Source organism: Streptomyces guryensis (genome assembly GCF_021261325.1).
Taxonomy (GTDB): Bacteria; Actinomycetota; Actinomycetes; order Streptomycetales; family Streptomycetaceae; genus Streptomyces; species Streptomyces guryensis.
The window spans coordinates 151,795-177,412 of record NZ_JAJSBI010000004.1 but is presented as its reverse complement, the minus strand read 5'-3'; the positions used below and the strand labels follow the sequence as shown (position 1 = coordinate 177,412).

General features: G+C 69.5%; 23 protein-coding genes and 1 tRNA gene. 15 read left to right on the top strand and 9 right to left on the bottom strand.

The window, feature by feature from the left end:
* Nucleotides 1–91 precede the first annotated feature (91 nt).
* Both LJ657_RS10335 and LJ657_RS10330 read left to right on the top strand, forming a co-directional pair.
* Nucleotides 92–850, top strand: coding sequence for an SDR family oxidoreductase (locus LJ657_RS10335; RefSeq protein ID WP_232648128.1), 759 nt, complete (start codon nt 92–94; stop codon nt 848–850).
* Nucleotide 851: 1 nt separating this feature from the next.
* Nucleotides 852–1,757, top strand: coding sequence for an SDR family oxidoreductase (locus LJ657_RS10330; RefSeq protein ID WP_232648127.1), 906 nt, complete (start codon nt 852–854; stop codon nt 1,755–1,757).
* Between the two features lie 126 nt (nt 1,758–1,883).
* Here LJ657_RS10330 and LJ657_RS10325 read toward each other — a convergent pair whose 3' ends face one another.
* Nucleotides 1,884–2,765 (bottom strand): hypothetical protein, encoded by an 882-nt coding sequence (locus tag LJ657_RS10325; RefSeq protein WP_232648126.1) that lies wholly within the window; start codon nt 2,763–2,765, stop codon nt 1,884–1,886.
* Nucleotides 2,766–2,802: 37 nt separating this feature from the next.
* Complete coding sequence (locus LJ657_RS10320) at nt 2,803–4,608, bottom strand: glycoside hydrolase family 35 protein (RefSeq protein WP_232648125.1); 1,806 nt, start codon at nt 4,606–4,608, stop codon at nt 2,803–2,805.
* A gap of 141 nt (nt 4,609–4,749) precedes the next feature.
* Between LJ657_RS10320 and LJ657_RS10315 the strand changes: the two genes are divergently transcribed.
* The 6 genes from LJ657_RS10315 (at nt 4,750) to LJ657_RS10290 (ending at nt 12,557) form a co-directional block, all read left to right on the top strand.
* A complete protein-coding gene (locus tag LJ657_RS10315) occupies nt 4,750–5,640 on the top strand; it encodes a helix-turn-helix domain-containing protein (RefSeq protein WP_232648124.1) in 891 nt (296 codons plus the stop codon).
* Between the two features lie 11 nt (nt 5,641–5,651).
* The gene (locus LJ657_RS10310) at nt 5,652–6,002 is read left to right on the top strand and encodes a chorismate mutase (RefSeq protein ID WP_099928096.1); all 351 of its coding nucleotides are present in this window, start codon (nt 5,652–5,654) and stop codon (nt 6,000–6,002) included.
* A 139-nt stretch (nt 6,003–6,141) separates the two neighbouring features.
* Nucleotides 6,142–6,693, top strand: a complete 552-nt coding sequence (locus LJ657_RS10305; protein WP_232648123.1) for a response regulator — start codon at nt 6,142–6,144, stop codon at nt 6,691–6,693.
* A gap of 56 nt (nt 6,694–6,749) precedes the next feature.
* Nucleotides 6,750–9,245, top strand: a complete 2,496-nt coding sequence (gene pepN, locus LJ657_RS10300) for an aminopeptidase N (RefSeq protein WP_232648122.1) — start codon at nt 6,750–6,752, stop codon at nt 9,243–9,245.
* A 242-nt stretch (nt 9,246–9,487) separates the two neighbouring features.
* Nucleotides 9,488–10,888: a pyridoxal phosphate-dependent decarboxylase family protein gene (locus LJ657_RS10295; RefSeq protein WP_232648121.1), complete on the top strand. Its 1,401-nt coding sequence runs from the start codon at nt 9,488–9,490 to the stop codon at nt 10,886–10,888.
* A gap of 229 nt (nt 10,889–11,117) precedes the next feature.
* A complete protein-coding gene (locus LJ657_RS10290; protein ID WP_232648120.1) occupies nt 11,118–12,557 on the top strand; it encodes a lysine N(6)-hydroxylase/L-ornithine N(5)-oxygenase family protein in 1,440 nt (479 codons plus the stop codon).
* A gap of 58 nt (nt 12,558–12,615) precedes the next feature.
* On the opposite strand, the gene LJ657_RS10285 is transcribed toward LJ657_RS10290, so the two are convergent.
* Nucleotides 12,616–13,287, bottom strand: coding sequence for a type III effector protein (locus LJ657_RS10285; protein ID WP_232648119.1), 672 nt, complete (start codon nt 13,285–13,287; stop codon nt 12,616–12,618).
* Nucleotides 13,288–13,414: 127 nt separating this feature from the next.
* On the opposite strand from LJ657_RS10285, the gene LJ657_RS10280 reads away from it, so the two are divergent.
* The 4 genes from LJ657_RS10280 to LJ657_RS10265 all read left to right on the top strand — a co-directional run bounded on the left by LJ657_RS10280 (nt 13,415) and on the right by LJ657_RS10265 (nt 16,141).
* A complete protein-coding gene (locus LJ657_RS10280) occupies nt 13,415–13,849 on the top strand; it encodes an Hsp20/alpha crystallin family protein (RefSeq protein WP_232648118.1) in 435 nt (144 codons plus the stop codon).
* Nucleotides 13,850–13,938: 89 nt separating this feature from the next.
* Nucleotides 13,939–14,334, top strand: coding sequence for a DUF2267 domain-containing protein (locus LJ657_RS10275; protein ID WP_232648117.1), 396 nt, complete (start codon nt 13,939–13,941; stop codon nt 14,332–14,334).
* 126 nt (nt 14,335–14,460) lie between these two features.
* Nucleotides 14,461–14,895, top strand: coding sequence for a DUF2267 domain-containing protein (locus tag LJ657_RS10270; protein ID WP_232648116.1), 435 nt, complete (start codon nt 14,461–14,463; stop codon nt 14,893–14,895).
* A 97-nt stretch (nt 14,896–14,992) separates the two neighbouring features.
* Entirely contained in the window at nt 14,993–16,141 is a 1,149-nt protein-coding gene (locus tag LJ657_RS10265; RefSeq protein ID WP_232648115.1) for a GDSL-type esterase/lipase family protein, read from the top strand.
* On the opposite strand, the gene LJ657_RS10260 is transcribed toward LJ657_RS10265, so the two are convergent.
* Nucleotides 16,138–17,988, bottom strand: coding sequence for a bifunctional metallophosphatase/5'-nucleotidase (locus LJ657_RS10260; protein ID WP_232648114.1), 1,851 nt, complete (start codon nt 17,986–17,988; stop codon nt 16,138–16,140). The two genes, LJ657_RS10265 and LJ657_RS10260, sit on opposite strands and share 4 nt — an antisense overlap.
* 149 nt (nt 17,989–18,137) lie before the next feature.
* Here LJ657_RS10260 and LJ657_RS10255 point away from each other — a divergent pair, with 149 nt between their 5' ends.
* Both LJ657_RS10255 and pyk read left to right on the top strand, forming a co-directional pair.
* Entirely contained in the window at nt 18,138–18,854 is a 717-nt protein-coding gene (locus LJ657_RS10255) for an SIMPL domain-containing protein (RefSeq protein WP_232648113.1), read from the top strand.
* A gap of 143 nt (nt 18,855–18,997) precedes the next feature.
* Nucleotides 18,998–20,434, top strand: a complete 1,437-nt coding sequence (pyk, locus tag LJ657_RS10250) for a pyruvate kinase (protein ID WP_232648112.1) — start codon at nt 18,998–19,000, stop codon at nt 20,432–20,434.
* Between the two features lie 10 nt (nt 20,435–20,444).
* Here the strand turns inward: pyk and LJ657_RS10245 are convergent, their stop codons facing one another.
* Together LJ657_RS10245 and LJ657_RS10240 are read right to left on the bottom strand one after the other, a co-directional pair.
* Nucleotides 20,445–21,224 (bottom strand): helix-turn-helix domain-containing protein, encoded by a 780-nt coding sequence (locus LJ657_RS10245; RefSeq protein WP_232648111.1) that lies wholly within the window; start codon nt 21,222–21,224, stop codon nt 20,445–20,447.
* An 87-nt stretch (nt 21,225–21,311) separates the two neighbouring features.
* A tRNA-Leu gene (locus tag LJ657_RS10240) sits at nt 21,312–21,394 on the bottom strand.
* Between the two features lie 101 nt (nt 21,395–21,495).
* Between LJ657_RS10240 and LJ657_RS10235 the strand changes: the two genes are divergently transcribed.
* Nucleotides 21,496–22,152, top strand: a complete 657-nt coding sequence (locus LJ657_RS10235; protein ID WP_232648110.1) for an ANTAR domain-containing response regulator — start codon at nt 21,496–21,498, stop codon at nt 22,150–22,152.
* Nucleotides 22,153–22,240: 88 nt separating this feature from the next.
* Here LJ657_RS10235 and LJ657_RS10230 read toward each other — a convergent pair whose 3' ends face one another.
* The 3 genes from LJ657_RS10230 to LJ657_RS10220 are packed head-to-tail and all read right to left on the bottom strand — an operon-like array spanning nt 22,241 to nt 25,617.
* Nucleotides 22,241–22,957: an ABC transporter ATP-binding protein gene (locus tag LJ657_RS10230; protein WP_232648109.1), complete on the bottom strand. Its 717-nt coding sequence runs from the start codon at nt 22,955–22,957 to the stop codon at nt 22,241–22,243.
* Nucleotides 22,954–23,826 (bottom strand): ABC transporter ATP-binding protein, encoded by an 873-nt coding sequence (locus LJ657_RS10225; RefSeq protein WP_232648108.1) that lies wholly within the window; start codon nt 23,824–23,826, stop codon nt 22,954–22,956. Before LJ657_RS10225 ends, LJ657_RS10230 begins: the two co-directional genes overlap by 4 nt.
* Before the next feature lie 6 nt (nt 23,827–23,832).
* Nucleotides 23,833–25,617, bottom strand: a complete 1,785-nt coding sequence (locus tag LJ657_RS10220) for a branched-chain amino acid ABC transporter permease (protein ID WP_232648418.1) — start codon at nt 25,615–25,617, stop codon at nt 23,833–23,835.
* Nucleotide 25,618 lies beyond the last annotated feature (1 nt).

Here is a 25,618-nt window from a genome sequence, read left to right as displayed (position 1 = left end):
CAGCTACCTTTCCAACCAACGCCCTTCCACCAAACATTTGTTAGGTGCGAGGCTTTGAAGCTAGCAGCCGTCCGATCGGAGCGGGAGTCCTGTGGATAACTTGCCCCGGCCGCAGCTGAGCGGCAGGGCCGTGGTCGTCACCGGCGGCACCCGCGGCGTCGGAGCCGGGATCGCCCGGGCCTTCGCCGAGGCCGGTGCGCATGTCGTCGCCTGTGCGCGCAGGCCGCCCGAAGTCCCGGTCGAGGGCGTCGAGTTCGCGCCGCTCGACCTGCGTGACCCGCCCGCCGTCCGCACCTTCTTCGACGCGCTGCCCCGGCTCGACGTCCTGGTCAACAACGCGGGCGGCGGGCCGTACCGGCTGCTGGCCGACGCGGACCCCGAGCGGCACGCGCGCGTACTGGAGCTGAACCTCATCGCGCCGCTGACGGCATCCCTGGCCGCGTACGAACACCTCAGGCGGGTGAAGGGCACCGTCGTGATGATCGGCAGCGTCAGCGGCAGCCGCCCGTCGCCCGGTTCGGCGGCCTACGGGGCGGCCAAGGCCGGCCTGGAGAACCTCGCCCGCTCGATGGCGGTGGAGTGGGCGCCGCAGGTCCGCGTCAACACCCTCGTCGTCGGCATGGTCCGCACCGAGCTGGCCCACCTCCACTACGGCGATGAGGACGGCATCGAGGCGGTCTCCCGCACGGTGCCGCTCGGCCGGCTGGCCGCACCCGCCGACGTCGGCGCCGCCGCCGTGTTCCTGGCCTCCGACGCGGCCGCGTACATCAGCGGGGCGAGTCTGCTGGTGCACGGGGGAGGGGAGCGGCCGGCGTTCCTGGATGCGGCAACAGCCAACAAGGAGACCTGAGATGAGCGGAATCTGCGACGGGCGGGTCGTGGTCGTCACCGGTGCCGGCCGCGGCCTCGGCCGAGCCCACGCGCGCGTGTTCGCGGCGGAGGGCGCCCGGCTGGTCGTCAACGACCTGGGGGTGGGCCTCGACGGGGCGCCCGGCCCCGACAGTCCGGCCGGGCGGGTGGTGGACGAGATCCGTGCGGCCGGCGGCGAGGCGGTCGCCCACGGCGGCGACGTCGCCACCACCGAAGGGGCCGCCTCCCTGATCGCGACCGCCCTGGAGACGTACGGCCGGCTCGACACCCTCGTCAACAACGCCGGCTTCCTGCGCGACCGGATGCTCGTCAACCTCGACGAGGACGACTGGGACGCCGTCCTGCGCGTCCATCTCAAGGGCCACTTCCTGCCCCTGAAGCATGCCGCCGCGCACTGGCGGGCCGAGGCCAAGGCGGGCCGCATGCCGACGGCCAGGATCGTCAACACCAGCAGCGGAGCCGGGTTGCTGGGGTCGGTCGGGCAGGGCAACTACAGCGCCGCGAAGGCCGGCATCGTCGGACTGACGCTGGTCGCGGCGGCCGAACTGGCACGGTACGGCGTCCAGGTCAACGCCGTCGCGCCCGCGGCCCGGACGCGGATGACGGAACGCACCTTCGCCGACACGATGACGGCACCCACGTCCGGCTTCGACGCGATGGCTCCCGAGAACGTCTCCCCTCTCGTGGTCTGGCTCGGCTCCGCCGCGAGCGCCGGTGTGAGCGGGCGCGTGTTCGAGGCGGAGGGAGGCCGGATCACGGTCATGGAGGGCTGGCGGCCGGGCCCGAGCGCCGACAAGGGCGCGCGCTGGAGCCCCGGGGAGGCGGGCGAGACAGCGCTGAAGCTCCTGGCGGAGGCGCCGGAGCCCGGGGCGGTGCACGGAGCCTGAGCGCGCTCACACTCCTTCAGCCCGTCCGGCGTCTGAGGACGAGGCCGTTCAGGCCGAACGGGGCCCGGGGGCGGAGCCCCCGACCTCACCGCGGCGCCGGGAGCAGAACAGCACCCCCGGGTGCCCCTAGGTGTCACATTCCAGCACCGTCCGGCACAACGCACACCGCGCGCGGACCCGCCCCCGTACCGGCACCCGGATCCTCTGGTGGCAGGTCGGACAGGGGAACGAGACACGCAGCCGGCCGCCGCCGTCAGGGGTGAAGGTGTAGGGCACACCGGGCTGGGGCCCGGGGGCGTGCCGGCGGTCGCGGGCGTAACGGCGGCGGCCCGCCCAGCCCGCCGCAGTCAGCGGGGGCTGCTGCTCGTCCTGGCGGGCCCGGGCCATGCCCCGGGTGTACGCCTCGTAGGCCTGGGGGCTGGTGAACCAGATCGACGGGTCCTCGTGGAAGACCAGCGCGCGTTTCGCCAGGACGTAGCCGAACTCCTCGGGGGTCAGATAGCCGAGCTTCTGGGAGGAGGCCGAGTCCTCCCGGTAGGCGTCCAGCAGCAGCCAGCCCGCGCCCAGGTAGGTCGTCGCCGTGTCCGTGAGGATCTCGTTGTCGCGGGTGCCCGGGAAGGACAGGTCCAGGCGGTGCAGATAGACGTGCATGATCTCGTGGGCCAGAGCGGCGCCGATGTCACGGCGGTGGGTGCGGAAGCGGTCGTTCAGCTCGACGAAGTACTCCGGCCCCGCGGTGAGTTCGACGTTCGCCGCGTGCTGCATCTCGCGGAAGCCGACGATCAGCCGGGCCTCCGGCAGGCGGTAGTGGCGCACCAGCTCGCGGGCCACCCGCTGCGCGCCCAGATGGAGGTCGTCGGTGTCGCAGAAGGCCACATCGGCGGGCAGGACGCTGCTGGAGAACGTCTGGATGGTGTCGTACGACAACCGTCTGTAGAGCGCGGTGATGGCCGCCCGCACCGTCTCCAGGTGTGGGTAGCCATGCTCGACCGGTCCGCCGTTCGCCACGCCTGAACCCCCAAGACGCCCTGAACCCGATTCCACTCTACGGGGAGGTGAGCGGATTTTCCCTGGCCGGGTTCCAGGGCGCCCGTCCTGGAGATCGCTGGAGAGCCCGCAGGAGCGCGCCGCCCGCCGCCTCCTCGAACTCCAGCAGCCACACCTCGTTGTCGCCCTCACGCAACACCGGACCCGGCACATACAGGGAGCGCTGGGGGCCGGCCGACCAGTAGCGGCCCAGGTTGAACCCGTTGACCCAGGCGAATCCGCGGGTCCAGCCCGGCAGTTCGAGCCGCGCGTCCCCGGCGCCCCGCACCGTGACGGTGCCCCGGTACAGCCCCGGGGCACCGCCCCCGGCAAGCGGCTGGAGGGGGACGTCCCCGATGTCGTCCAGCGCATCCAGACGCAGCCCACGCGCGCGTACTCCGTGCAGATACTGCCGCTCGTGCAGCAGGCCCCCGGTGATCCCCTTGCGCTCCCCGCTGCGCGGCCCGTAGTTGACCCGCCCCAGGGACTCCACCCACAGCTCCACGCGCGCGTACCCGGCGACAGGCTCCTTGAGCTGCTCGTCGCCCTCGGCGAGCACACCGGCCCGCTCCCCGTCGACGTACACCACCGCAAGATCCCGCAGGCCGCGCGCGGTCAGCGGATACGGATCCCGCGGCCCGGGCACCGTCACCGCGTACCGGACGAGCCCCCGGTCCACGTCCAGTTCCTCGAAGGTCGGCGGCACGGGCCCCGACGACTCCGGGCCTCCCCGCGCCTCCAGTACGACACCCAGCGGCGCCCAGGCGTCCAGGCGCACCCCGGCCGACGCGCCCAACCGCGCCGGGACGGGCGGCAGCTCGGGCAGCGGACCCCCGGCGTACTCGCCGAGGACCTCACGCAGCCGCCAGAACTTCTCCGTCGGCCGTCCGTACTCGTCGATCGGGGCGTCGTAGTCGTACGACGTCACGTCGGGCTCCAATGCCCCCTCGTGCAGCGCGCCACCGCCCCGGTTGGCGCCCGCCCAGCCGGCGAAGCTGGTCCCGCCGTGCGCCATGTAGAGGTTGACCGAGGCCCCGCACTCCAGGATCTCCCGCAGGGCGGCCGCGGCGTCCTCGGCGTCGCGGGTGATGTGCTCGCCGCCCCAGTGGTCGAACCAGCCGCACCAGAACTCCATGCACATCAGCGGCCCCTCCGGGCGGTGCCGGCGCAGCGTCTCGAAACCCTCGCGCGCGTGCGAGCCGAAGTTCACCGTGGCGAGCACACCCGGCACGCACCCGCCGCTGAGCATGTGGTCCTCCGGGCCGTCCGAGGTGACCAGCGGCACCGTGACACCCTCCTCCCGCAGCAGGTCGGCCAGGCGGCGCAGATACACGGCATCCGAGCCGTAGCTGCCGTACTCGTTCTCCACCTGCACCATGACCACCGGGCCACCGCGGTCGATCTGCCGCTCCACGACCTGGGGCAGCAGCGCGCCGAACCAGCGCTCCAGGTGACCCATGAACCGCTCGTCACGCGTACGCACGCGCGTGCCCAGCTCACCCGTCAGCCAGTGCGGCAGCCCGCCGTTCTCCCACTCGGCGCAGATGTACGGCCCCGGCCGCACGATCGCCCACAGCCCCGCCCGCCGGGCCGCGTCCAGGAAACGCCCCAGAGCCGGCACGTCCTCGAAGCACCCCGGGCCCGGCTCGTGCAGGTTCCACGGCACATACGTCTCCACGCAGTTCAGGCCCATCGCCCGCAGCATCGCCAGCCGGTGACCCCACTGCTCCTCGTGCACCCGGAAGTAGTGCAGCGCACCGGACAGCAGCCGCACCGGCCGCCCGTCCAGCAGGAAGTCCGCCTCACCCACCGTGAACTCGCTCATGGCCCCCAGCCTCGCCCCTGGCATCGATCACCGTCCATGGACAAAGATCAGCACTGCTTGGACGAAAACACGACCGCCGGACGACGACACGAACAGGCCCCCGGGTACCGGCCCCGAACGACGCCGGGAGGAGCGCAGGCGATGTACCACACCTGGATGCGGTTCTTCACCCCCGGACCGGCCCACCACCGCCTCGGCCTCGTCTGCCTCGGCGTCGGCCTGCAGTACGGCGCGCTGCCCACCGTCGGCCCCCGCACCCTCGACCACCACGTCGCCGTCGTCGTCAACACCGGCGGCGGCTGGTACCAGACCCCCGACCGCCGCCGCACCACCGTCACCGCGCCCGCCCTGCTGTGGCTCACCCCCGGCATACCGCACCACTACGGACCCGACCCCGACACCGGCTGGGACGAGGGCTTCGCCGTCTTCACCGGGCCCGCCACCACCACCTACACCGAACTCGGCTACATCCAGCCCGACCGCCCCGTCGTACCCCTCTCCGACGCCACCGGCCCGCGCGCCGTCATCGGCCGCATCGCCCGCGCCGCCCGCCGCGGCAACCCCCTCCTGGAGGTGGAGACCGGCGCCGCCGTCCACGAACTCCTCGTCGCCCTGCGCCGCGCCAGAGCCGACGTCACCCCCGACGGCGACCTGCTCCTCAAGGCCCTCGCCCGCGACGCCTGCCTGCCCCTGTCCGTCGCCGACCACGCCGCCCGGCACGCCATGACCCCCGCCGAACTGCGCACCGCCGTACGCCGCGGCGCCGGCTGCAGCCCCAAGGACTACCTGCTCGGCATCCGCCTCGGCCGCGCCAAGGAACTCCTCGCCGCCACCGAACTCCCCGTCGCCGCCGTCGCCCGCCGCGTCGGCTACGACGATCCCGCCTACTTCTCCCGCCTGTTCACCCGCCGCGTCGGCATGCCACCTGTCCGCTTCCGCGCACAGCAGTACCGCGCCGTCCCCGGCGGCTGGAGCAACCGCATCCCCGACCCCGACGACCCACCGATGATCGAACCCTCGCCCGCCACGTAGGCTGGGCGCTCATGACCACCAGCAACACCGGCACCCGCGACGTCGACCCCGCCGTCCGCGAGGAACTCGCCCGGCTGCGCGACAGCATCGACAACATCGACGCAGCCGTCATCCACATGCTCGCCGAACGCTTCAAGGCCACCCAGCAGGTCGGCCACCTCAAAGCCGCGCACAGGCTGCCGCCCGCCGACCCGGCCCGCGAGGCCCGCCAGATCGAGCGCCTGCGCGCCCTCGCCGAAAGCGCCAAACTGGACCCGGCGTTCGCTGAGAAGTTCCTGAATTTCATCATCGCCGAAGTCATCCGCCACCACGAACGCATCGCGGACGATGCCGTGAACGGCTCCGCAAAAACGGCGAATTGACCTCGGTGAATGCCGCAGGGGAGTGACAGGGGGGCCCGCAGAGGGCATGCTGCGCTGTGCACTCCTTGTCAGCTGACGGCCACGGCACGTCAGCACCTCGGACATAAGCTGGTTGTCCACGCGGGAGGGACGACGGGCCATGCCGGAAGCCAAGATCCTCATCGTGGACGACCACGAGGACACCCTGTACGCCCTGGAGAGCGCCCTGGCCCCGCTGGGCTATCAGCTGGGCCGCGCCACCAACGGTGACGAGGCCCTCAAGCAGGTCCTCCGCGGCCAGGTCGGCCTCCTCCTGCTCGACGTCCGCATGCCCGGCGTCAGCGGCCTGGACGTGGTCCGCTACATGCGCCGCGTGGAACAGACCCAGCACATCCCGGTCATCCTGCTCACCGGCTTCGGCCCCGACCAGTTCCTGACCGCCACCGCCTTCGCCCTCGGCGTCGCCGACCTCGTCATGAAACCCATCGACCCCTGGTCACTGCGCACCAAGGTCCGCTACCTCTACGACGCCCACCGCCGCCACCTCGCCCTGGAGCAGGAGGTCCGCGAACTGCGCGCCCTCGTCAAGGACCACACCGGGGCCGACCGACCCGCCCCCCGCCCCGCCGCCCTGCCCCACCCCGACGCCCACCTCCCCGCCCAGCGCCTCAGCCAGGCGCACAACGGGGAGCTCGAAGGCGAACGGACATAGACCGCGTACCGGTCCGCCCCTGTGCCTTGTCAGCGCCATCGGGCAGCATTACCCGCATGTCCGTACTGACGCGCGACGAAGCGCAGACCCGAGCCAGGCTCCTCGACGTCCACCGCTACACGATCGACCTCGATCTGACCACCGGCGACGAGACCTTCGACTCCCGCACCGTCATCCGCTTCACCGCACGCACGGACGCGGACACCTTCATCGAGCTCAAGCCCGCCCAGCTGCGCTCCGCCACCCTCGACGGCCGGCCCCTCGACCCCGAGACCCTCGACGGCAACAGACTCCCCCTGAACAACCTCACCGCCGGCGAGCACGAACTGCACCTCGACGCGAGCATGCGTTACTCCCGCACCGGCGAGGGCATGCACCGCTTCACCGACCCCACCGACGGCGAGACCTACCTCTACACCCAGCTGTTCATGGAGGACGTCCAGCGCGTCTTCGCCGCCTTCGACCAGCCCGACCTCAAGGCCGTCTTCGACCTGACCGTGAAGGCCCCCGAAGGCTGGAGCGTCCTCGCCAACGGCATCACCGAACCCCTCGGCGAAGGCCGCTGGCAGGCCGCCACCACCCCCCTGATCTCCACCTACCTCGTCGCCGTCGCCGCCGGCCCCTGGCACTCCGTGTGCACCGAACACCGCGACCTGCCCTTCGGCCTGCACTGCCGCCGCTCCCTCGCGCCGTATCTGGACGCGGACGCCGAGGAACTCTTCGAGATCACCAAGCAGTGCTACGACCGCTACCACGAGAAGTTCGAAGAGCCCTACCCCTTCGACTCCTACGACCAGGCCTTCGTCCCCGAGTTCAACGCCGGCGCCATGGAGAACCCCGGCCTGGTCACCTTCCGCGACGAGTTCGTCTACCGCTCCGCCGTCACCGACACCGAGCGCCAGACCCGCGCCATGGTCATCGCCCACGAAATGGCACACATGTGGTTCGGCGACCTCGTCACCCTCCGCTGGTGGGACGACATCTGGCTGAACGAGTCCTTCGCCGAGTACATGGGCTACCAGACCCTCACCGAGGCCACCCGCTTCACCGACACCTGGACCGACTTCGGAGTCGCCCGCAAAGCCTGGGGCTACGACGCCGACCAGCGCCCGTCCACCCACCCCGTAGCCCCCGAGAACGTCAACGACACGGCCTCCGCCCTCCTCAACTTCGACGGCATCTCCTACGCCAAGGGCGCCTCCGCACTACGCCAGCTCGTCGCCTGGCTCGGCGAGAAGGACTTCCTCGCCGGCATCAACACCCACTTCGCCCGCCACAAGTTCGCCAACGCCACCCTCGCCGACTTCATCGACTCCCTCGCCTCCGCCACCGAACGCGACGTCCACGCCTGGGCCGACGCCTGGCTGCGCACCACCGGAGTCGACACCCTCACCCCCGTGGTGACCCCCGGCGACGACGGCACCTGCACCCTCACCGTCGAACACAACGGCAGCCGCCCGCACCACATCGCCGTCGGCCTCTACGACCTGGACGTCGCCGACGAGGGCCGCCACCTCGTCCTGCGCGACCGCCTCGCCCTCGACATCCCGCACACCACACCCGAGCCCCTCGGCAAACGCCCCGCCCTGCTCCTCCTCAACGACGGCGACCTCACCTACGCCAAGATCCGCTTCGACACCGAGTCCTTCGAAGCCGTCCGCACCAGCCTCTCCGGCCTGCCAGACCCCCTCACCCGCGCCGTCGTCTGGAACGCCCTGCGCGACGCCGTCCGCGACGGCCAGCTCCCGCCCACCGCGTACCTCGACACCGCCCGCACCCACCTCCCCCACGAAACCGACCTCGCCCTCGCCCAAGGCGTCCTCACCTTCGCCACCACCAAGGTCGCCGACCGACACCTCACCCCGGAGCAGCGCCCGGCAGCCCTCACCACCCTCACCTCCCTCTGCCGCGACCTCATCCGCCGCACCGAGGACGGCGACAACCCCGGCCTGCGGCTGATCGCCGTACGCCACTTCATCGACGTCGCCGCCCACCCCGAGACCATCGCCGCCTGGCTCGCCGACGGCACCGTCCCCGGCGGCCCCGAACTCGACCCCGAGCTGCGCTGGCGCGTCCTCGCCCGCCTCGCCGTCCTCGGCGCCACCGACGAGCAGGCCATCGCCGCCGAACTCGACCGCGACCCCTCCGCCACCGGCCAGGAAGGCGCCGCCCGCTGCCGCGCCGCCCTGCCCGACGCCGAAGCCAAGGCCAGGGCCTGGCAGGCAATGTTCGGCGGCGACGAGCGCACCGACCTGTCGAACTACCTCTTCACCGCCACCGCCCGCGGCTTCTGGCAGCCCGAACAGACCGACCTGGTAAGCGAGTACGTCCCCCGCTACTACCAGGACGCCGTCACCGTCGCCGCCCGCCGCGGCCCCGCCATCGCCACCGCCGTCGGCCGCTGGGCCTTCCCCGCCCACGCCGTCGACACCGAGAACCTGCACCTCGGCGAGCAGTGCCTCAACGACGCCGACCCGATCCCGTCCCTGCGCCGCACCCTGGCCGACGAACTCGACGACCTGGCACGGGTGTTGCGAGTGCGGGAGGCGTAGGCATTCCCAGCCCGTCCGGCGTTCGAGGACGAGGCGCCCCTTCAGGGCCGAAGCGGGGGTCTGAGGCCGGCAGCCCCCAGGCTGCGGCACCGCCGACACCCCACCGAAGCACCCCCGGCCCAAGCCCCGCAGGGACCCGCAGGGCCACCCTTTCGGGTTCTGATCGTTGAACCTCTCGGGCACGCGCAGGAATCCACCTACAAGCTGGAACTCCCTCTGCCCGCGCGCCCGGGAGGAACCCCATGAGCACACCGAGCCTCGCCTCGGGCCCCGAAGGCCCCCGCGCCCTACGGCCGTTGCTCGACACCGTGCTCCAAGCGCTCGACGAGGGCGCACACGCACGCGGCGGACCCCTGCCCACCGGCGGACCGGCCGCCGTCGCCGCCCGCGTACGGGTCGCCGTCGGCGACGTACTGCCGCACAACGGCGACCCCGACGCCCTGCGCACCCTCGTGCACGCCCTCGCCGAAGGCGCCGCCGACCCCGCCGACCCGCTGTGCGCCGCTCACCTGCACTGCCCGCCCCTCGCCGTCGCCACCGCCGCCGACCTCGCCGCAAGCGTCCTCAACCCCTCCCTCGACTCCTGGGACCAGGCCCCGGCGGCATCCGAGCTGGAGACACTCGTGACCCGCGCCCTCGCCGCCGCGGTCTACGCAGGCGACGCCACCCCCGCCGACCCGCACAGCGCCCCGCCCGACGCCCTGATCACCACCGGCGGCACCGAAGCCAACCAACTCGCCCTCCTCCTCGCCCGCGAGACCCACGGCGCCGGCCTCCGCCTCATCCACGGCGCCAACGCCCACCACTCACTGCCCCGCGCCGCGTGGCTCCTCGGCCTGCCCGACCCCGTGACCGTCCCCGCCCCCACCGGCACCCTCGACCCCGCCGCCCTCGACGAGGCCCTCACCACCCTCCCCGGCCCCGTCGTAGTAGCCGCCACCGCAGGCACCACCGACGCCGGACTCATCGACCCCCTCCCCGAGATCGCCGCCCTGTGCACCGCCCACCACGCCCGCCTGCACATCGACGCGGCCTACGGCGGAGGCCTCCACTTCAGCGACCGCCGCCGCGCACAACTCACCGGCCTGGACCACGCCCACACCATCACCCTCGACCTGCACAAACTCGGCTGGCAGCCGGTCCCGGCCGGTCTCCTCGCCGTACGCGACCCCCACGACCTATGCGCCCTGAACCAGCACGCCGACTACCTCAACGCCGACGACGACACCGAAGCCGGCCTGCCCGACCTCCTCGGCCGCTCCCTGCGCACCACCCGCCGCCCCGACATCCTCAAGATCGCCGTCACCCTCAAAACCCTCGGCCGCACCGGCCTCGGCGCACTGGTCGACCAAGTCTGCGACCGGGCACAGGAGTTCGCCGCCCTCGTCCGGGACCATCCGGGATTCGAGCTCCACGACCGCCCCACGATCAGCACGGTCCTGTTCCGGCCCGCACACACCACCGACGACGCCGTCGCCGCCGTACGCCGAAAACTGCTCCACCAGGGTCGCGCAGTGCTCGGCCGCGCCCGCCTCGACGGCCGCCTCTGGCTCAAAGCCACCCTGCTCAACCCCGCCACCCGCCCCGACGACCTCGCCACCCTCCTCGCCCTCGTCGAGAAGGCCGTCGACGAACCCGCCTGAGACGAACCCGCCTGAGACGAACCTGCCTGAGACGAACCTGCCTGAGACGAACCTGCCTGAGACGAAGCGCCTGTGACGAAGCGCCTGTGACGAAGCGCCTGTGACGAAGCGCCTGTGACGAAGCGCCTGTGACGAAGCGCCTGAGACGAAGCGCCTGAGACGAAGCCGCCCGCGTAGTCGACGAACCCGCCGAAGACTCCGCCGAAGACCCGTGGAAGGAACCACCCCGATGAGCACGCCCCCGCACTCACACCCCCCACACCACGAGCCCGACGCGCCCCGCGACCTGGTCGGCATCGGCATCGGCCCCTTCAACCTCTCCCTCGCCGCCCTCGCCCACCCCCTCACCGACCTCGACGCCGTCTTCTACGACCAGAGCCCCGCCTTCGCCTGGCACCCCGGCCTCCTCATCGACGGCGCCCGCATCCAGGTCCCCTTCCTCGCCGACCTGGTCACCCTCGCCGACCCCGCCAGCCCCTGGACCTTCCTCAACCACCTCAAGGCCCACGACCGCCTCTTCCCCTTCTACTTCGCCGAGCGCTTCCACATCCAGCGCACCGAGTACGACACCTACTGCCGCTGGGTCGCAGCCAACCTCCCCGGACTCCAGTTCGGCCACCAGATCGACGCCGTCCGCTGGAACCCCGAACACGACCTCTTCGAAGTCGACTTCACCCAGCTCGGCACCGACGGAGAAGCCCAAGCCCTCGGCCGCACCCACACCCGCAACATCGCCCTCGGCATCGGCACCGAACCCCACGTCCCCGAACCCCTCAAGACCCTCGTCGAAGCCCCCGGCGTACCCGTCGTCCACTCCGCCGACTACCTCGCCCACCGCGACACCATCCTCGCCGCCGACCACGTCACCGTCATCGGATCAGGACAGTCGGGCGCCGAGATCTTCCTCGACCTGCTCCGCGCCCGCCCCACCGGCCGCGAAAAAATCCACTGGCTCGGCCGCACCGAGGCCTTCGCGCCCATGGAGTACTCCAAACTCGGCCTCGAACACTTCACCCCCGACTACACCCGCTACTTCCACGCCCTCCCCGAAGCAGTCCGCGACCGCCTCGTCACCAGCCAGTGGCAGCTCCACAAAGGCATCGACGCCGACACCATCGCCGCCATCCACGACGAGCTCTACGGCCGCACCCTGGGCGGCGGCTGGCCCGACGTCGTCCTCACCCCCGGCGTCCGCGTCCGCACCGCAGGACGCCTCGCCACCACCAAAGTCGAACTCCACCTCGAACACATGCAGCAGGACTCCCGCTCCCGCCTCACCACCGACGCCGTCGTCCTCGCCACCGGCTACCGCGAACGCCCCCTCGACCGCCTCCTCGCCGGCCTAGACCCCTACCTGCGCCGCGACAGCCGCGACCGCCCCCGCATCGACGAACACTTCCGCCTCGTCCTCGACCCCGCCATCAGCGCCTCCGGCTGCCACATCCACGTACAGAACGCCGAACGCCACACCCATGGAGTCGGCACCCCCGACCTCGGCCTCGCCGCCTGGCGCTCCGCCACCATCCTCAACTCCCTCACCGGCAAAGAGACCTACCGCCTCCCCGCCCGCACAGCCTTCACCACCTTCGGACTCGACCAGCAACACCCGCACATCCCACGCGCCCGCCAGGCACAGGTCCTCACCCCCCTCGTCGACGACAGGCGATGAGAACCCGTGCCACCTGCTCACTGTGAGTGATCATTGCTGTTCAGGTGGTGCATCAAGCTCAGTCTCGGCGCTGGTCTCCGCTGTTCCGGCGTAGTTGCTCGGTGCGGCGGGTGAGGCCGTCGACGCTCGCGGCGAGGTCGGGATGGGCGGATGCGAGATACGGGTGCGTGTCCGTCAGGGGGGCGACGAGGGCGGCCGGGTCGTTGTCGGCGAGAGCGGTGCCGAGCTCGGCGAGTGAGGCGTCGGCGGCGGCGGGGAGGTCGGTGAGCGCGGTGATCTGGCCGGCGAGGCGGCGCAGGGCGGCGGCGTTGGCGCGGGCCCACGCGATCACGCTGCGGTCCGCGGCGCGACGGTCGCGGGTCGCTCGTACCCTCTGCTCGCCCGTGGACCCCGGACGGCCGGGGCGCACGCGCAGGTAACGGCGTTCGGCGGCCTGACGACTGGAGACGCCGAGCGGGTGCGCCAGGTCGGCCCAGCTGGCGCCCGCCTCCCGCGCGGCCTCGATCAGACCCGGCTCCCATTCGGCGAGCTGCTCACGTGCTTCGCGCAGCAGCAGCAGCGCGGCGAGTGCCTGCTCGGAGCTGGCCCCGCCGGGCCCGGTGCCCGGGCCCGCCGGGGCCAGGGCGGTGTGCAGGGCCTCGCGGATCGTGTTCAGTGCCGTGGCGGCGGCGAGGAAGGACGTCGGCGTGAGATCGCGGGCCCGGGGGGCGGGCTGATCGTTCCTGGTCATCGGGCCTCCACCAAGGTGTCATCATCTCGATGACTTCAGACTTGTCATCACTTGGATGACATGTTACAACGATGGCAGGTGAACGCATTGGCACAGTGCCTGACCTGACCCCTGGAGGTGTTTGACGATGTTGATGCGCACCGATCCCTTCCGTGAACTGGACCGGCTCACCCAGCAGCTCCTCGGCACGACCGGCACCTGGACACGTCCGTCACCGATGCCGATGGACGCCTACCGCGAGGGCGAGGAATACGTGATCGCCTTCGACCTGCCCGGCGTCGCCACCGACGCGATCGACATCGACGTCGAGCGGAACATGCTGACCGTCAAGGCCGAGCGGCGTCCCGTCACCAAGGCGGACGACGTGCAGATGGAGCTGTCCGAGCGGCCCCTGGGCGTCTTCTCCCGCCAGGTCGTACTGGCCGACACCCTGGACACCGAGCACATCAAGGCGGACTACGACGCGGGTGTACTCACCCTGCGCATCCCGATCGCCGAGCGCGCCAAGCCCCGCAAGATCGCCATCAGCGGCGAATCCGCGCGCAAGGAGATCAGCGGCTGAACCCCCTCCCAGCCGCACCGGAGGACGGGGACGGCCCGCCCCTGCGACCGCCCCCGTCCCCGCCGCCGCACACAGGCATGGGAGCAGCAATGGTGATGCGATGGGAGGCGTTCCTGGACCAGGTCAAGGAACGCGGCAAGTACGAGACCACCAAGGAGGCCGAGCAGGCAGCCCGCACGGTGCTGGCACTGCTGGGCGCGCACCTGGTGGGCGAGGTACGGGCGGAACTGGCCGCCAGGCTGCCGGAGGATCTGGCACTCGTCCTGCTCAATCCCCTCCAGGCCCGCGAGCCACTGACCCCCCAGCGGTTCGTACGGGCCACCGCGGCCTGGATCGAGGGAGCCACCGAACAGACCGCGGCCTGGGACGTCGGCGCCGTGCTCAGCGTGGCCGCGGACGCGGCCGGCGACGAACTCACCGGCCGCATCCTCCTCCAACTCCCGGCCGGTTACGACCTGCTGATCGGCCACCCCCAGCCCGCCTGACCCACATCCGGCCCACAGACAGCCACACCGCTCATTTCCCTGACCCCGCGACACCGGCGGCCGGTGCCAGGCGCCCCGCCACCGGTGTCGTGACAACCCCACACGAGAAAGGCAACCGCGCCAGCGATGATTTCCCAGCAGCAGCCGTGCCGGTCCACCACGGGCATGACATTCGAGCAGATGCTGGAGCACGTGCGCTACGAAGGCGCCTACGCCACCCGCGCACAGGCCGAGCAGGCCGTACAGGCCGTGCTCGCCGCCTTCGGACGCCAACTCACGGGCGATGAACGCGTGGAACTCGCCGCCGCACTCCCGCACGAGGCCGCCCTCACCTTCACCTCACAGATCCCCGCCACCGAACCCGTCACCGGATGGGGCCTCGTCAAGGACCTGGCGAACCGCACCGGCGGCACCCCGGCCACCACCCGCTGGGACACCGGCACCGTCCTGCGCATCGTCGCCCAACTCGCCGGCCAGGACCTCACCACACGCATCCTCGCCCAACTCCCCGCCGGCTACGCCCTGCTGTTCGGCCGCGCCGAACTCACCCAGGCGGCCTGACCGACGGACAGCCGCCGTACGGCCGCCGAACACGCACAGCACACCCCCGCCGATCACAGGAGGAAGAACCCCGGCGGCCGCGGTGTTGGAGCACACCATGACCACGACCTGGATCGCAGCCCACCGCGCCGCCGTCATCAACCCGCACGAGGCATTCCACCTCTTCGAACCCCGCGGCTTCTCCGGCCAGACCATCAGGCAGTCACTCCGCCTCGCCGGAAGCGGCCAAGCGCTACGACTACGGTTCAGCAACCGCTACGGCAAGGAACCCCTCGACATCGGCGGCGCCCACCTCGCCGTACGCACCCAAGGCAGCGGCATCGACCCCACCAGCGACACACCCCTGCGCTTCTCCGGCACCGAGACCACCACCATCCCCGTCGGCGAGGAGATCACCAGCGACCCGGTCGAACTCCCCGTCAGCGCCGGCGAGGAACTCACCGTCAGCCTCTACCTGCCGGGCGACACCGGCCTGAGCACCTACAGCGCAGTGCCCTACGACACCGGACACGCCGTCCCCGGCAACCAACTCTCCGCCGAACTCCTCCACCACGCCGAGGAACTGCCCACCGGCCACTTCCTCACCGGCGTCGACGTCCTCGCCCCCGCCGACACCCGCATCGCCGTCGCCTTCGGCGACTCCTGGATCGAAGGCGCCTTCACCACCCCCGGCACCGACAACAGCTTCCCCGCACAGCTCAACCGCCGACTCACCCGCGGCTGGATCGTCAACCAGGGCATCTCCGGCAACCGCCTCCTCACCGACGAGATCGGCGACCACCTGCTCTCCCGCATCGACCACGACGTCCTCGCCGTCCCCGGCGTCAGCCACGTCCTCATCCACATCGGCCTCAACGACCTCGGACTCCCCGGCCTCATCGCCCACCCCCAGCCCGCCGAAGGCCCCACCGCCGCCCAATTCATCGCAGGCCTGACCACCCTCGCCGACCGACTGCACGCCGCGGGACTCACCGTCATCGGCTCCACCATCGGCCCCTACCGCGGCACCGTCCACGAAGGCTACGACACCGAAACCGGCCAGACCGTACGCCACCAGGTCAACGCCTGGCTGCTCGGCACCGACCACCCCTTCGACGCCGTCATCGACATCGCCGCCGCCGTCGCCGACCCCGCCGAACCGGACCGGATCCGCCCCGACCTCAACGGCGGCGACGGACTCCACGTCAACGACGCCGGCGCAAAAGCCATCGCCGACGCCGTGGACCTGTCACTGCTCAAGCTCTAGACACTCTGGAAAACCGGCACACCACCCCGAGTCAGCCGCCAGTCCACCGACGCGAAGTCCTTCGGATCCAGCACACCCTTCGCCGTCACCCACTCCGCGATCCGCGTGCGGATCTCCGTCGACTCCGACCACACCTCCTGCGCGGACGCCACGTGCGGGAAGGCACCACCGCCATTGGCCCGGTAGTTGTTCACCGCGAAGACGAACTTCTGCCCGTCGTCCAGCGCGGCACCGTTGTAGGTCACGTTCCTGATCCGCGACCCCGCCGCCTGGACGACATCGATCTCGTACGACAGCCCCGACACGTAGTCGTAGTTGTAGTCCGGGCGGTTGTTCGCGTTCGTCAGCCTCTCCACGTCGACCACCGCGTCCGGCGCCGTCTGCACGAAGTACTCCGCCGAATACTCCAGGTACGCCTTGAGCTGGGCACCCGTCAGCACCTTCGCGACCAGCGTGTTGTCGTACACGTACAGGCTCGACAGATCCCGGATCGTCACCTTGCCCGCCGGGATCTCCGACGTACGGGAGAAGGGGGAGGCCTGCGCGATCACCGGCAGCGACGCATACGACGTACCCGCCAGCGCCGCCTTCACCACGTCCTCCTGGACCTTGGTGATCAGATCGATGATCGGCGCGTCCTTGTACCGCGCCTCGACCGTCGTCAGCGTCTCCGTCGCCGTACCCACCACCTGGTTGACATACGCGACGACCTTCGCATGCTCATCCGACAACAACTTGGTGATCTTCGGATCGTCGGCGACGGAATTCGAGTTCAACACCTTCGACGACACGGACTCCACACCCCACCGGCCCCTCTCGAAGACCAGCTCCACATCGAAGAGGGACAGCCGCTCCGCAAACGCCAGCGGCTCCGACAACACCACCGTCCGCCCCGTCTTCGCATTGGTGACCCTCAACTCAGGGATCTCCACATGCGCATGCCCCACCAGAACCGCATCGATGTCCGGCACCTGCTGAGCCACCAACGCCGCCGAATTCTCCACATACGGCAACTGATCACCGTACGACGACGTCCCCGACGACCCCGAGTGCGCGGACACCACCACCACATCCGCACCCATCGACTTCAGCCTCGGCACCCACTTCGCGGCCTGCTCCTCCAGCCCCGGAAACACCAACCTGCCCTGCACATAAGCCCTGTCCCAGATCGCAATACCCGGATTCGTAAGCCCCAGCACCGCCACCTTCACCGACGGCAGCCCCGGCACCCGGAACTTCTTGACGAAGTACGGCGGGAAAGCCGGCTTCTGCGTCCTCGCGTCCAGCGCATTCGCACCCAGCAGCGGGAAACGCAGCTGCTCCTCGAACTTCCGCAGCGTCTCGATCCCGTAATTGAACTCGTGGTTGCCCAGCGCCGCCGCGTCATACCCGATCGCGTTCATCGCCTGCGCCATCGGATGCACCGGACCACCCTGCGCGGTGATCGGGTCCACCTTCGCGTAGTAGTACGTCAGCGGAGTGCCCTGGATCGTGTCGCCCGCGTCCAGCAGCAGCGTGTTGCAACGGCCTTTCTCCGCACGCACCTGGTTCACCAGCGTCGAGACACGGGACAGCCCCTGCGCGTTGCCCGCCTTGTCGGAGTACTCCGCGTCCTTGAAGTAGTCCCAGTTGAAGACATGCCCGTGCAGATCGGTCGTGCCCATCACGGTGAGCGAGTAGCGCCTGGCGGGCCTCTTCGCCGCCGCGCTCTCCGCAGCCTGCGCCGCCGGCGCCGCCACCGCACCAGCGATCGCCACCCCCGCCCCGGCCGCGGCGGACTCCTTCAGAAACTTCCGACGGTTCACACGGTTCTGACGGTTCTGACGGTTCTCACGGTTCAAGGGCATGTCAGGATCTCCTCGGCGAATGGTCAACAACGCGCGTAGATTCTGACCCGGGCATGGCAACCAGCAACAGCCCCCGCACGTCTCGATCCGATGACCCAACCCCCACATCCGAGACCAGCAACCAACCAAGAACTGACACAGTGGGACGTATGACCACCCCACCCGCAGACCCCACCCACCCCGCCCTCCCCTACGGCACCCCCAACGCCCCCCGCATCGCCGTCCGCGGCGAAACCCACCTCGAAGTCGACCCCGAAATCGCCCGCATCGGCATCACCGTCGCCTCCCGCGGCAAAGACCGCCGCGCCGCCCTCGACGACCTCACCCGCCGCAACACCACCGCCCTCGACCTCATCAAGACATACGGCGAGGCAGTGGAACGCCTCGAAACCGGCTCCTTCTCCATCACCCCCGAACTCAAGGAACACGGTCGCGGCGAACGCATCCACGCCTACCACGGACGCGTCCACATCACCGCCGAGCTGACGGACTTCACCGCCCTCGGCGAACTCACCACCCGCCTCGCCGACCTCGAACTCGCACGAGTCGACGGCCCCTGGTGGGCCCTCCGCCCCAACTCACCCGCCCACCGCCAAGCCCGCCAACAAGCCGTCAAAGAAGCAGTCCAACGAGCCAGGGAATACGCCGAAGCACTCGGCACCACACTCGCCGCCCTCGTGGAACTCGCCGACATCGGAGCCGAAGACACCCAGCCCCACCCACCCGCCCCCGGCACCCGCATGCGCTCCATGGCCTACGGCGCAACCACCGAAGACACCGCCGCACCCCTCGACCTCGAACCCCAACGCCAACACATCCACGCCGCCGTCAACGCCCGATTCACCATGGCCCCACCACAGCTCTAGACCCCGGGTCCGGAGCCGTTCGAATGCTCATCGGTGCATGCATCTGCACAATTCAATACTTGTCAACGACCCTTCATCCAAAGGTTGTTGAGTGGTCATGCAGGCCCAATTCTCTACCCACCGGTAAGGCCTAGGCTCAAACCATGCGCCGAGCAAAGATCGTCTGCACTCTGGGGCCCGCCACCGACTCGTACGACCAGATCAAAGCCCTGGTCGAAGCCGGAATGGACGTCGCCCGACTCAACCTCAGCCACGGCACCCACGCCGAACACGAGGAGCGCTACCAGCGCGTGCGAAAGGCCTCCGACGAGACCGGCCGCAGCGTCGGAATCCTCGCCGACCTCCAAGGCCCGAAGATCCGACTCGGCCACTTCACCGAAGGCCCCGTACTCCTTGAACGCGGCGACACCTTCACCATCACCGTGGAGGAGGGCGCCGAAGGCGACGGCCACACCTGCGGCACCACATACTCCGGCCTCGCCACCGACGTCACCCCCGGCGAACGCATCCTCGTCGACGACGGCAAAGTCTGCCTCGAAGTCACCGACATCGACGGCCCCCGCGTCCACACCACCGTCATCGAAGGCGGCATGGTCTCCGACCACAAGGGCCTCAACCTCCCCGGCGTCGCGGTCTCCGTCCCCGCCCTCTCGGACAAGGACGAGGCAGACCTGCGCTGGGCCCTCCGCACGGGCTGCGACATCATCGCACTGTCCTTCGTCCGCAGCGGCCGCGACATCAAGGACGTCCACCGCATCATGGACGAGGAAGACCGCCGCCTCCCGGTGATCGCCAAGGTGGAGAAGCCCCAGGCAGTCGACGCGATCGACGACATCGTCGCCGCCTTCGACGGCATCATGGTCGCGCGGGGGGACCTGGGCGTCGAGATGCCCCTGGAACAAGTCCCCATCGTCCAGAAGCGCGCCATCAAACGGGCCAAACGCAACGCCAAGCCGGTCATCGTGGCCACCCAGATGCTCGACTCCATGATCGACAACTCCCGCCCGACACGCGCGGAGGCCAGCGACGTCGCCAACGCCGTCATCGACGGCACGGACGCGGTCATGCTGTCCGGCGAGACGAGCGTCGGCAAATACCCCATCGAGACGGTCCGCACCATGGCCAAAATCGTCGAGGCGGCGGAGGAGGACATCCTCGCGAAGGGCCTCCCGCCCCTCACGGAACGGAACAAGCCCCGCACCCAGGGCGGCGCGGTCGCCCGCGCGGCAGCGGAAATGGGCGACTTCCTCGGCGCCAAGTTCCTGGTCGCCTTCACCCAGTCCGGCGACACCGCCCGCCGCCTTTCGCGCTACCGCTCCCCGATCCCCCTGCTGGCCTTCACGCCGGAGCCGGCGACACGGTCGCAACTGAGCCTGACGTGGGGTGCGGAGACGTTCCTGGGCCCGCACGTGGACTCGACGGATGCGATGGTCGACCAGGTGGACGAGCTGCTGTTGAAGTACGGCCGCTGCGAGAAGGGGGACGTCGTGGTGATTACGGCGGGGTCGCCTCCGGGGGTTTCGGGGTCGACGAACATGGTGCGGGTGCATCACATCGGGGAGGACGACAGTCCCAAGTAGGGGGCTGGGGTCAGTACTTGGGGCCTACGTGGGTGTCCATGAGGGCTACGGAGGCTTTGCGGGCGGTGGAAATGTTGAACGGGTTTCCATTGCGCTTGCAGTAAGTCCACTCGACGCCCAGCTTGTCGAGCGTGTCGGTATAGAGCCGCCGGATGTCGTCGGACACGTTGGTGAAGAAGTACCGCGGGTATTCGTAGCGCTTGCGCTCTCCGGCGACCACGCGGGTCGTCCAGTTGGTGAGTCGACAGCCGTCGGAGTGGATGAGGCCGCGGATGAATTCCCAAGGGTGCGCGGCGACGATTTCCTGTTGCCAGGGTTCGAGGGTGATGCGGCGTTCGTGCTTCTTGCCGGGGCCGTGCTGCGGGAACATGCAGGTCCAGTGCTTCGTGTACGACTTCACCTCGACGCAGCCCGGCTTAACGCGTTGGCTGACGTGAGGGAGCGGCATCACCTTGCGCATGGCGTTCTCGGCGGCGGCGATTAGGCCTGTCTGCGCCGCGTTGCAGAAGATCGACAGGTGGTGCTGCTTGGGCTTCGAGATGATGTGGCCGTCGCCGAGGTAGAGGCCCAGCAGGTACGAGTAGGCGATCGCGTCAAACTCACGCCCTGTGCATTGGGGGCAGTCTGTCGGCTGCGCATACGCCTCGCCGCGCGCTTTGCGGTCTTCGCTGCGCCACCAGCCGATGGTTCCGCGCGGAATGTTGAGGCGCTCCGCCACGATGCGATTGGGGACGCCATGGCGCATGAGTGCGACAGCTTGCGTGCGAATCGAAGGGCTGTGCTGTTCCATGTGGCCACTGTGCGTTACTGAGCGTGGCCATGCGTAGCAAAAAGCGGATGTTCACGAGAACGTGGACATCCGCTTCCTGATCACAAGTGCCGGGTGCGGGACTCGAACCCGCAAGCCCTCTCGGGCAGATGTGTTTGAGACATCCGTGTATGCCATTCCACCAACCCGGCAAGACTGGCTGATCGGAAGCATACCGGGTCACCGCACGCAGCCGCAGCTAGGTAGGCTCTGGGGGAGCAGCACCTGCCCCGGCCCGTAACAAGGAGCCCCCGTGACCTCCCCCGAGTCGCCCCAGCCCGTAGACGCGCCCGACGACGACAAGTCGCACGTGCCTCCGCTGACGACCCGTGTCGTCATCGCCGAGGACGAGGCCCTGATCCGGCTCGACCTCAAAGAGATGCTGGAGGAGGAGGGCTACAGCGTCGTCGGTGAGGCCGGTGACGGCGAGCAGGCCGTCGAGCTTGCCCGTGAGCACCAGCCGGACCTCGTGATCCTCGACGTGAAGATGCCCAAGCTGGACGGTATCTCGGCGGCCGAGAAGATTGCCGAGGAGGGCATTGCCCCCGTCCTGATGCTCACTGCCTTCTCGCAGCGGGACCTCGTCGAGCGGGCCCGTGACGCGGGTGCGATGGCGTATCTCGTGAAGCCGTTCAGCAAGAGTGATGTCGTGCCGGCCATTGAGATGGCTGTCTCGCGTTTCACGGAGCTGAAGGAGCTGGAGAAGGAGGTCGCCGACCTCACTCTTCGTCTTGAGACCCGCAAGCTCGTCGACCGCGCGAAGTCGGTTCTGCAGACCGAGTACGGGCTGACGGAGCCGGCTGCGTTCCGTTGGATTCAGAAGACGTCGATGGATCGTCGGATGTCGATGCAGCAGGTTGCGGAGGCGGTCATTCAGGACGCGGACGAGAAGAAGGCCGCGAAGGGCTGACTCCCGGCGTCCGTAGACAGAACGAGGCCCGCGCTCCCTGGGGAACCAGGGGGCGCGGGCCTCGTCGTACAGCCGGGAAGGACCGGTCTCAGTCTTCGCCGAGGTAGGCCTTGCGTACGGATTCGTCGTGGAGGAGGTCCTGGCCGGTGCCGGAGAGGACGATGTTGCCGATCTCCATGACGTGGCCCTGGTCGGCGAGTGAGAGTGCTGCCTGGGCGTTCTGTTCGACGAGGAGGATCGTCGTGCCTTGGGCCTTGAGCTCCACGATGGTCGACATGATCTTCTGCATCATGATCGGGGAGAGGCCCATGGAGGGTTCGTCGAGCATGAGGAGCTTGGGTTGGGACATCAGTGCCCGTCCCATCGCGAGCATCTGCTGTTCACCGCCGGACAAGGTACCCGCGGCCTGTTTGCGGCGTTCTCCCAGGATGGGGAAGAGGTCGTAGGCGCGCTGGATGTCCTTTTCGATGCCTTCTTTGTCCTTGCGGAGGAAGGCTCCGAGCTGGAGGTTTTCGGCGATGGTGAGGCGCGGGAAGATGTGTCGGCCTTCGGGGGAGTGGGCGAGGCCGAGGGCGACGATCTTGTGGGCGGGTGTGCCGTTGAGGGGCTGGCCGTCGAACGTGATCTTGCCGGAGCGGGGTTTGAGGAGCCCGGAGAGTGTGCGCAGGGTGGTGGTCTTGCCGGCGCCGTTGGTGCCGATGAGGGTGACGATCTGGCCGGCTTCGACGGTGAAGGAGATGCCCTTGACGGCTTCGATCTTGCCGTAGGCGACCTTGAGGTCTTCGACCTCCAGGAGTGCGGTCACTGGGCGCTTCCTTCCGTGCTGGTGGTGCTCTGCGCTCCGGTGGCCTCGGCTGCTTCGACTTCGGCGATTTCTTCGTCGCCGGGGGCGCCTTCGAAGGGGGTGCCGAGGTAGGCGGCGATGACGCGTTCGTCGCCCTGGACGACTTCGGAGGTGCCTTCGACGAGTTTTTCGCCTTGGACGAGGCAGGCGACGCGGTCGCACAGGTTGAAGATGAAGCGCATGTCGTGCTCGATGACGAGGACGGCGATGCCTTTGTCGCGGATGGCGAAGACGAGTTCTTCGGTGGCGCGGGTTTCTTGTGGGTTCATGCCGGCGGTGGGCTCGTCGAGGAGGAGGAGGCCGGGGTCGCTGGCGAGGGCGCGGGCGATTTCGAGCTTGCGTTGTTCGCCGTAGGGGAGGTTGCGGGCGAGGTGGTCGGCTTTGTGGGCGAGGCCGATGAACTCGAGGAGTTCCATGGCGCGTTCGCGGGAGGCGGCTTCGGCTTTGCGGAAGCCGGGGCCGCGCAGGAGGGCGGACCAGAGGCCTTCTTTGGTGCGGGTGTGGCGGCCGACGAGGACGTTTTCCAGGACGGTCATGTTGGCGAAGAGCCGGATGTTCTGGAAGGTGCGGGCGATGCCGGCGCTGGTGACGAGGTGGGGTTTGGGGGGTAGGACGGTGCCTTTGTAGGCGACTTTGCCTTCGGTGGGGACGTAGAGGCCGGTGAGGCAGTTGAAGAAGGTGGTTTTGCCGGCGCCGTTGGGTCCGATGAGGCCGACGATTTCACCGGAGTTGACGGTGAGGTCGACGTTGCGTACGGCGGTGAGGCCGCCGAAGCGCATGGTGACGCCGGTGGCTTCGAGGACGGGGCTGGTGGCGGTGGTGGTGGTCATGGTGGTTTACGCCCCTGCCTTGGTGACGCCGACGGTGGTGTCGGGAAGGCTCTGTTCGGGGATGTCGGCTTGTTCTGTTTCGTGGAATTCGAGCTGGCGGCGCCGGTTGGCGATGATGCCTTCGGGGCGGAAGCGCATCAGGATGACGAGGGCCAGGCCGAAGGCGAAGAGTTGGTACTCCTTGAGGAAGCTGAGCTTCTCGGGGAGGAGGTAGAGCAGGGTGGCGCCGAGGATGGGGCCGCCTACGGTGCCCATGCCGCCGAGGACGACGGCGGCGAGGAGGAACGCGGAGTTCGGTGGTACGGAGCCGGCGAACTGGTAGGGGGCGGGGTTGACGCTGTAGCCGACGTGGGCGCTGACGGTGCCGGCGAGGCCGGCGAGTGAGGCGCCGAGTGCGAAGGCGATGAGTTTGACGCGGAAGCCGTTGATGCCCATGGCGGTGGCGGCTGTTTCGTCTTCGCGGATGGCGATCCAGGAGCGGCCGATGCGGGAGTCTGCGGCGCGGTTGAAGACGAGGACGACGATGGCGGTGATGATCAGCATCAGCAGCAGGTAGTTGGCGAATCGGCCGATGGTGACGGAGCCGATGGTGTGGCTGCTGCCGAGGTTGAAGCCGAAGATCTCCAGGTCGGGGATCATCGAGATGCCGTTGGGTCCGTTGGTGATGTTGGGTCCGGAGGTGCCGTCGAGGTTGTTGACGGTGATGCGGAAGATCTCTCCGAAGCCGAGGGTGACGATGGCGAGGTAGTCGCCGCGCAGTCGCAGGGTGGGGGCGCCGATGAGGACGCCGAAGATGAGTGAGGCGGCCATGCCGGTGAGCATGGCGGCCCAGAAGGGGAACTGGATGCCGGAGAAGCGGGAGAACTCGGAGCCGGAGACGAGGGCTGCGGCGTAGGCGCCGACGCCGAGGAAGGCGACGTATCCGAGGTCGAGGAGTCCGGTGAGGCCGACGACGATGTTGAGGCCGAGGGCGACGGTGGCGACGACGAGGATGTTCACGCCGAGGTTGGCGTTGTGTTCGTTGTTCTCGACGAAGGGGAAGATCGCGGCGGCGAGGAAGGCCATGGAGGTGGCGAATCCTTTGTGCCGGGCGTTGAGGACGGAGAAGCGTTCGACGAGTCCGGCGGCGAGGAGTGCCCAGGAGCCGAATACGACGAGCAGCAGGAAGCCGATGAAGGTTTCGCTGGCGTCGGGGTCGACGCCGATGCCGTAGGCGAAGGTGATGAGGCCGACGGCGGTGGCGGCGGTGATGACGAGGCGTTCGCCCCAGGCGGGGAGTTTGCCTGCGGGGGGGATGTTGTCGGGTTTGCTGACCCAGGCTTTGGCGGTGTTGCCGGGGCTGGGCAGGGCGAGGGCGCCGAGGATGGCGATCAGGGAGGCGACGGCGGCGAGGTAGGCGCCGGGGTCGAGGTTGACGAGTCCGCCGAGGTCGATGGCGATGGCGAGTGCGCTGAACCAGCTGACGGTGAAGGCGGATGCGGCGGCGAGGAAGACGGGTGCGGTGGCGCCTGCGGGGTTGAGCCAGTTCAGGCCGCGTATGTTCCAGCGGGTGAGGGCGTAGAACAGGGTGAGGACGCCGGCGACGAGGTCGAGGATCTGGAGTCCGGCGGGGGAGCCGTAGTAGGTGAGGTCTCCGGGGAAGTCGGAGGTCCAGGTCCAGGACATGTAGGTGCTGCCGATGGTGCCGATGGCGCCGAGGGCGATGAGGACGCGGGCGGCGGACTGGGGCAGGGGTATGAGGCCGCGCGGGGTGTCCGGTGTGGTGGGGGTGGTCTTCGCGGTGGTTGTCATG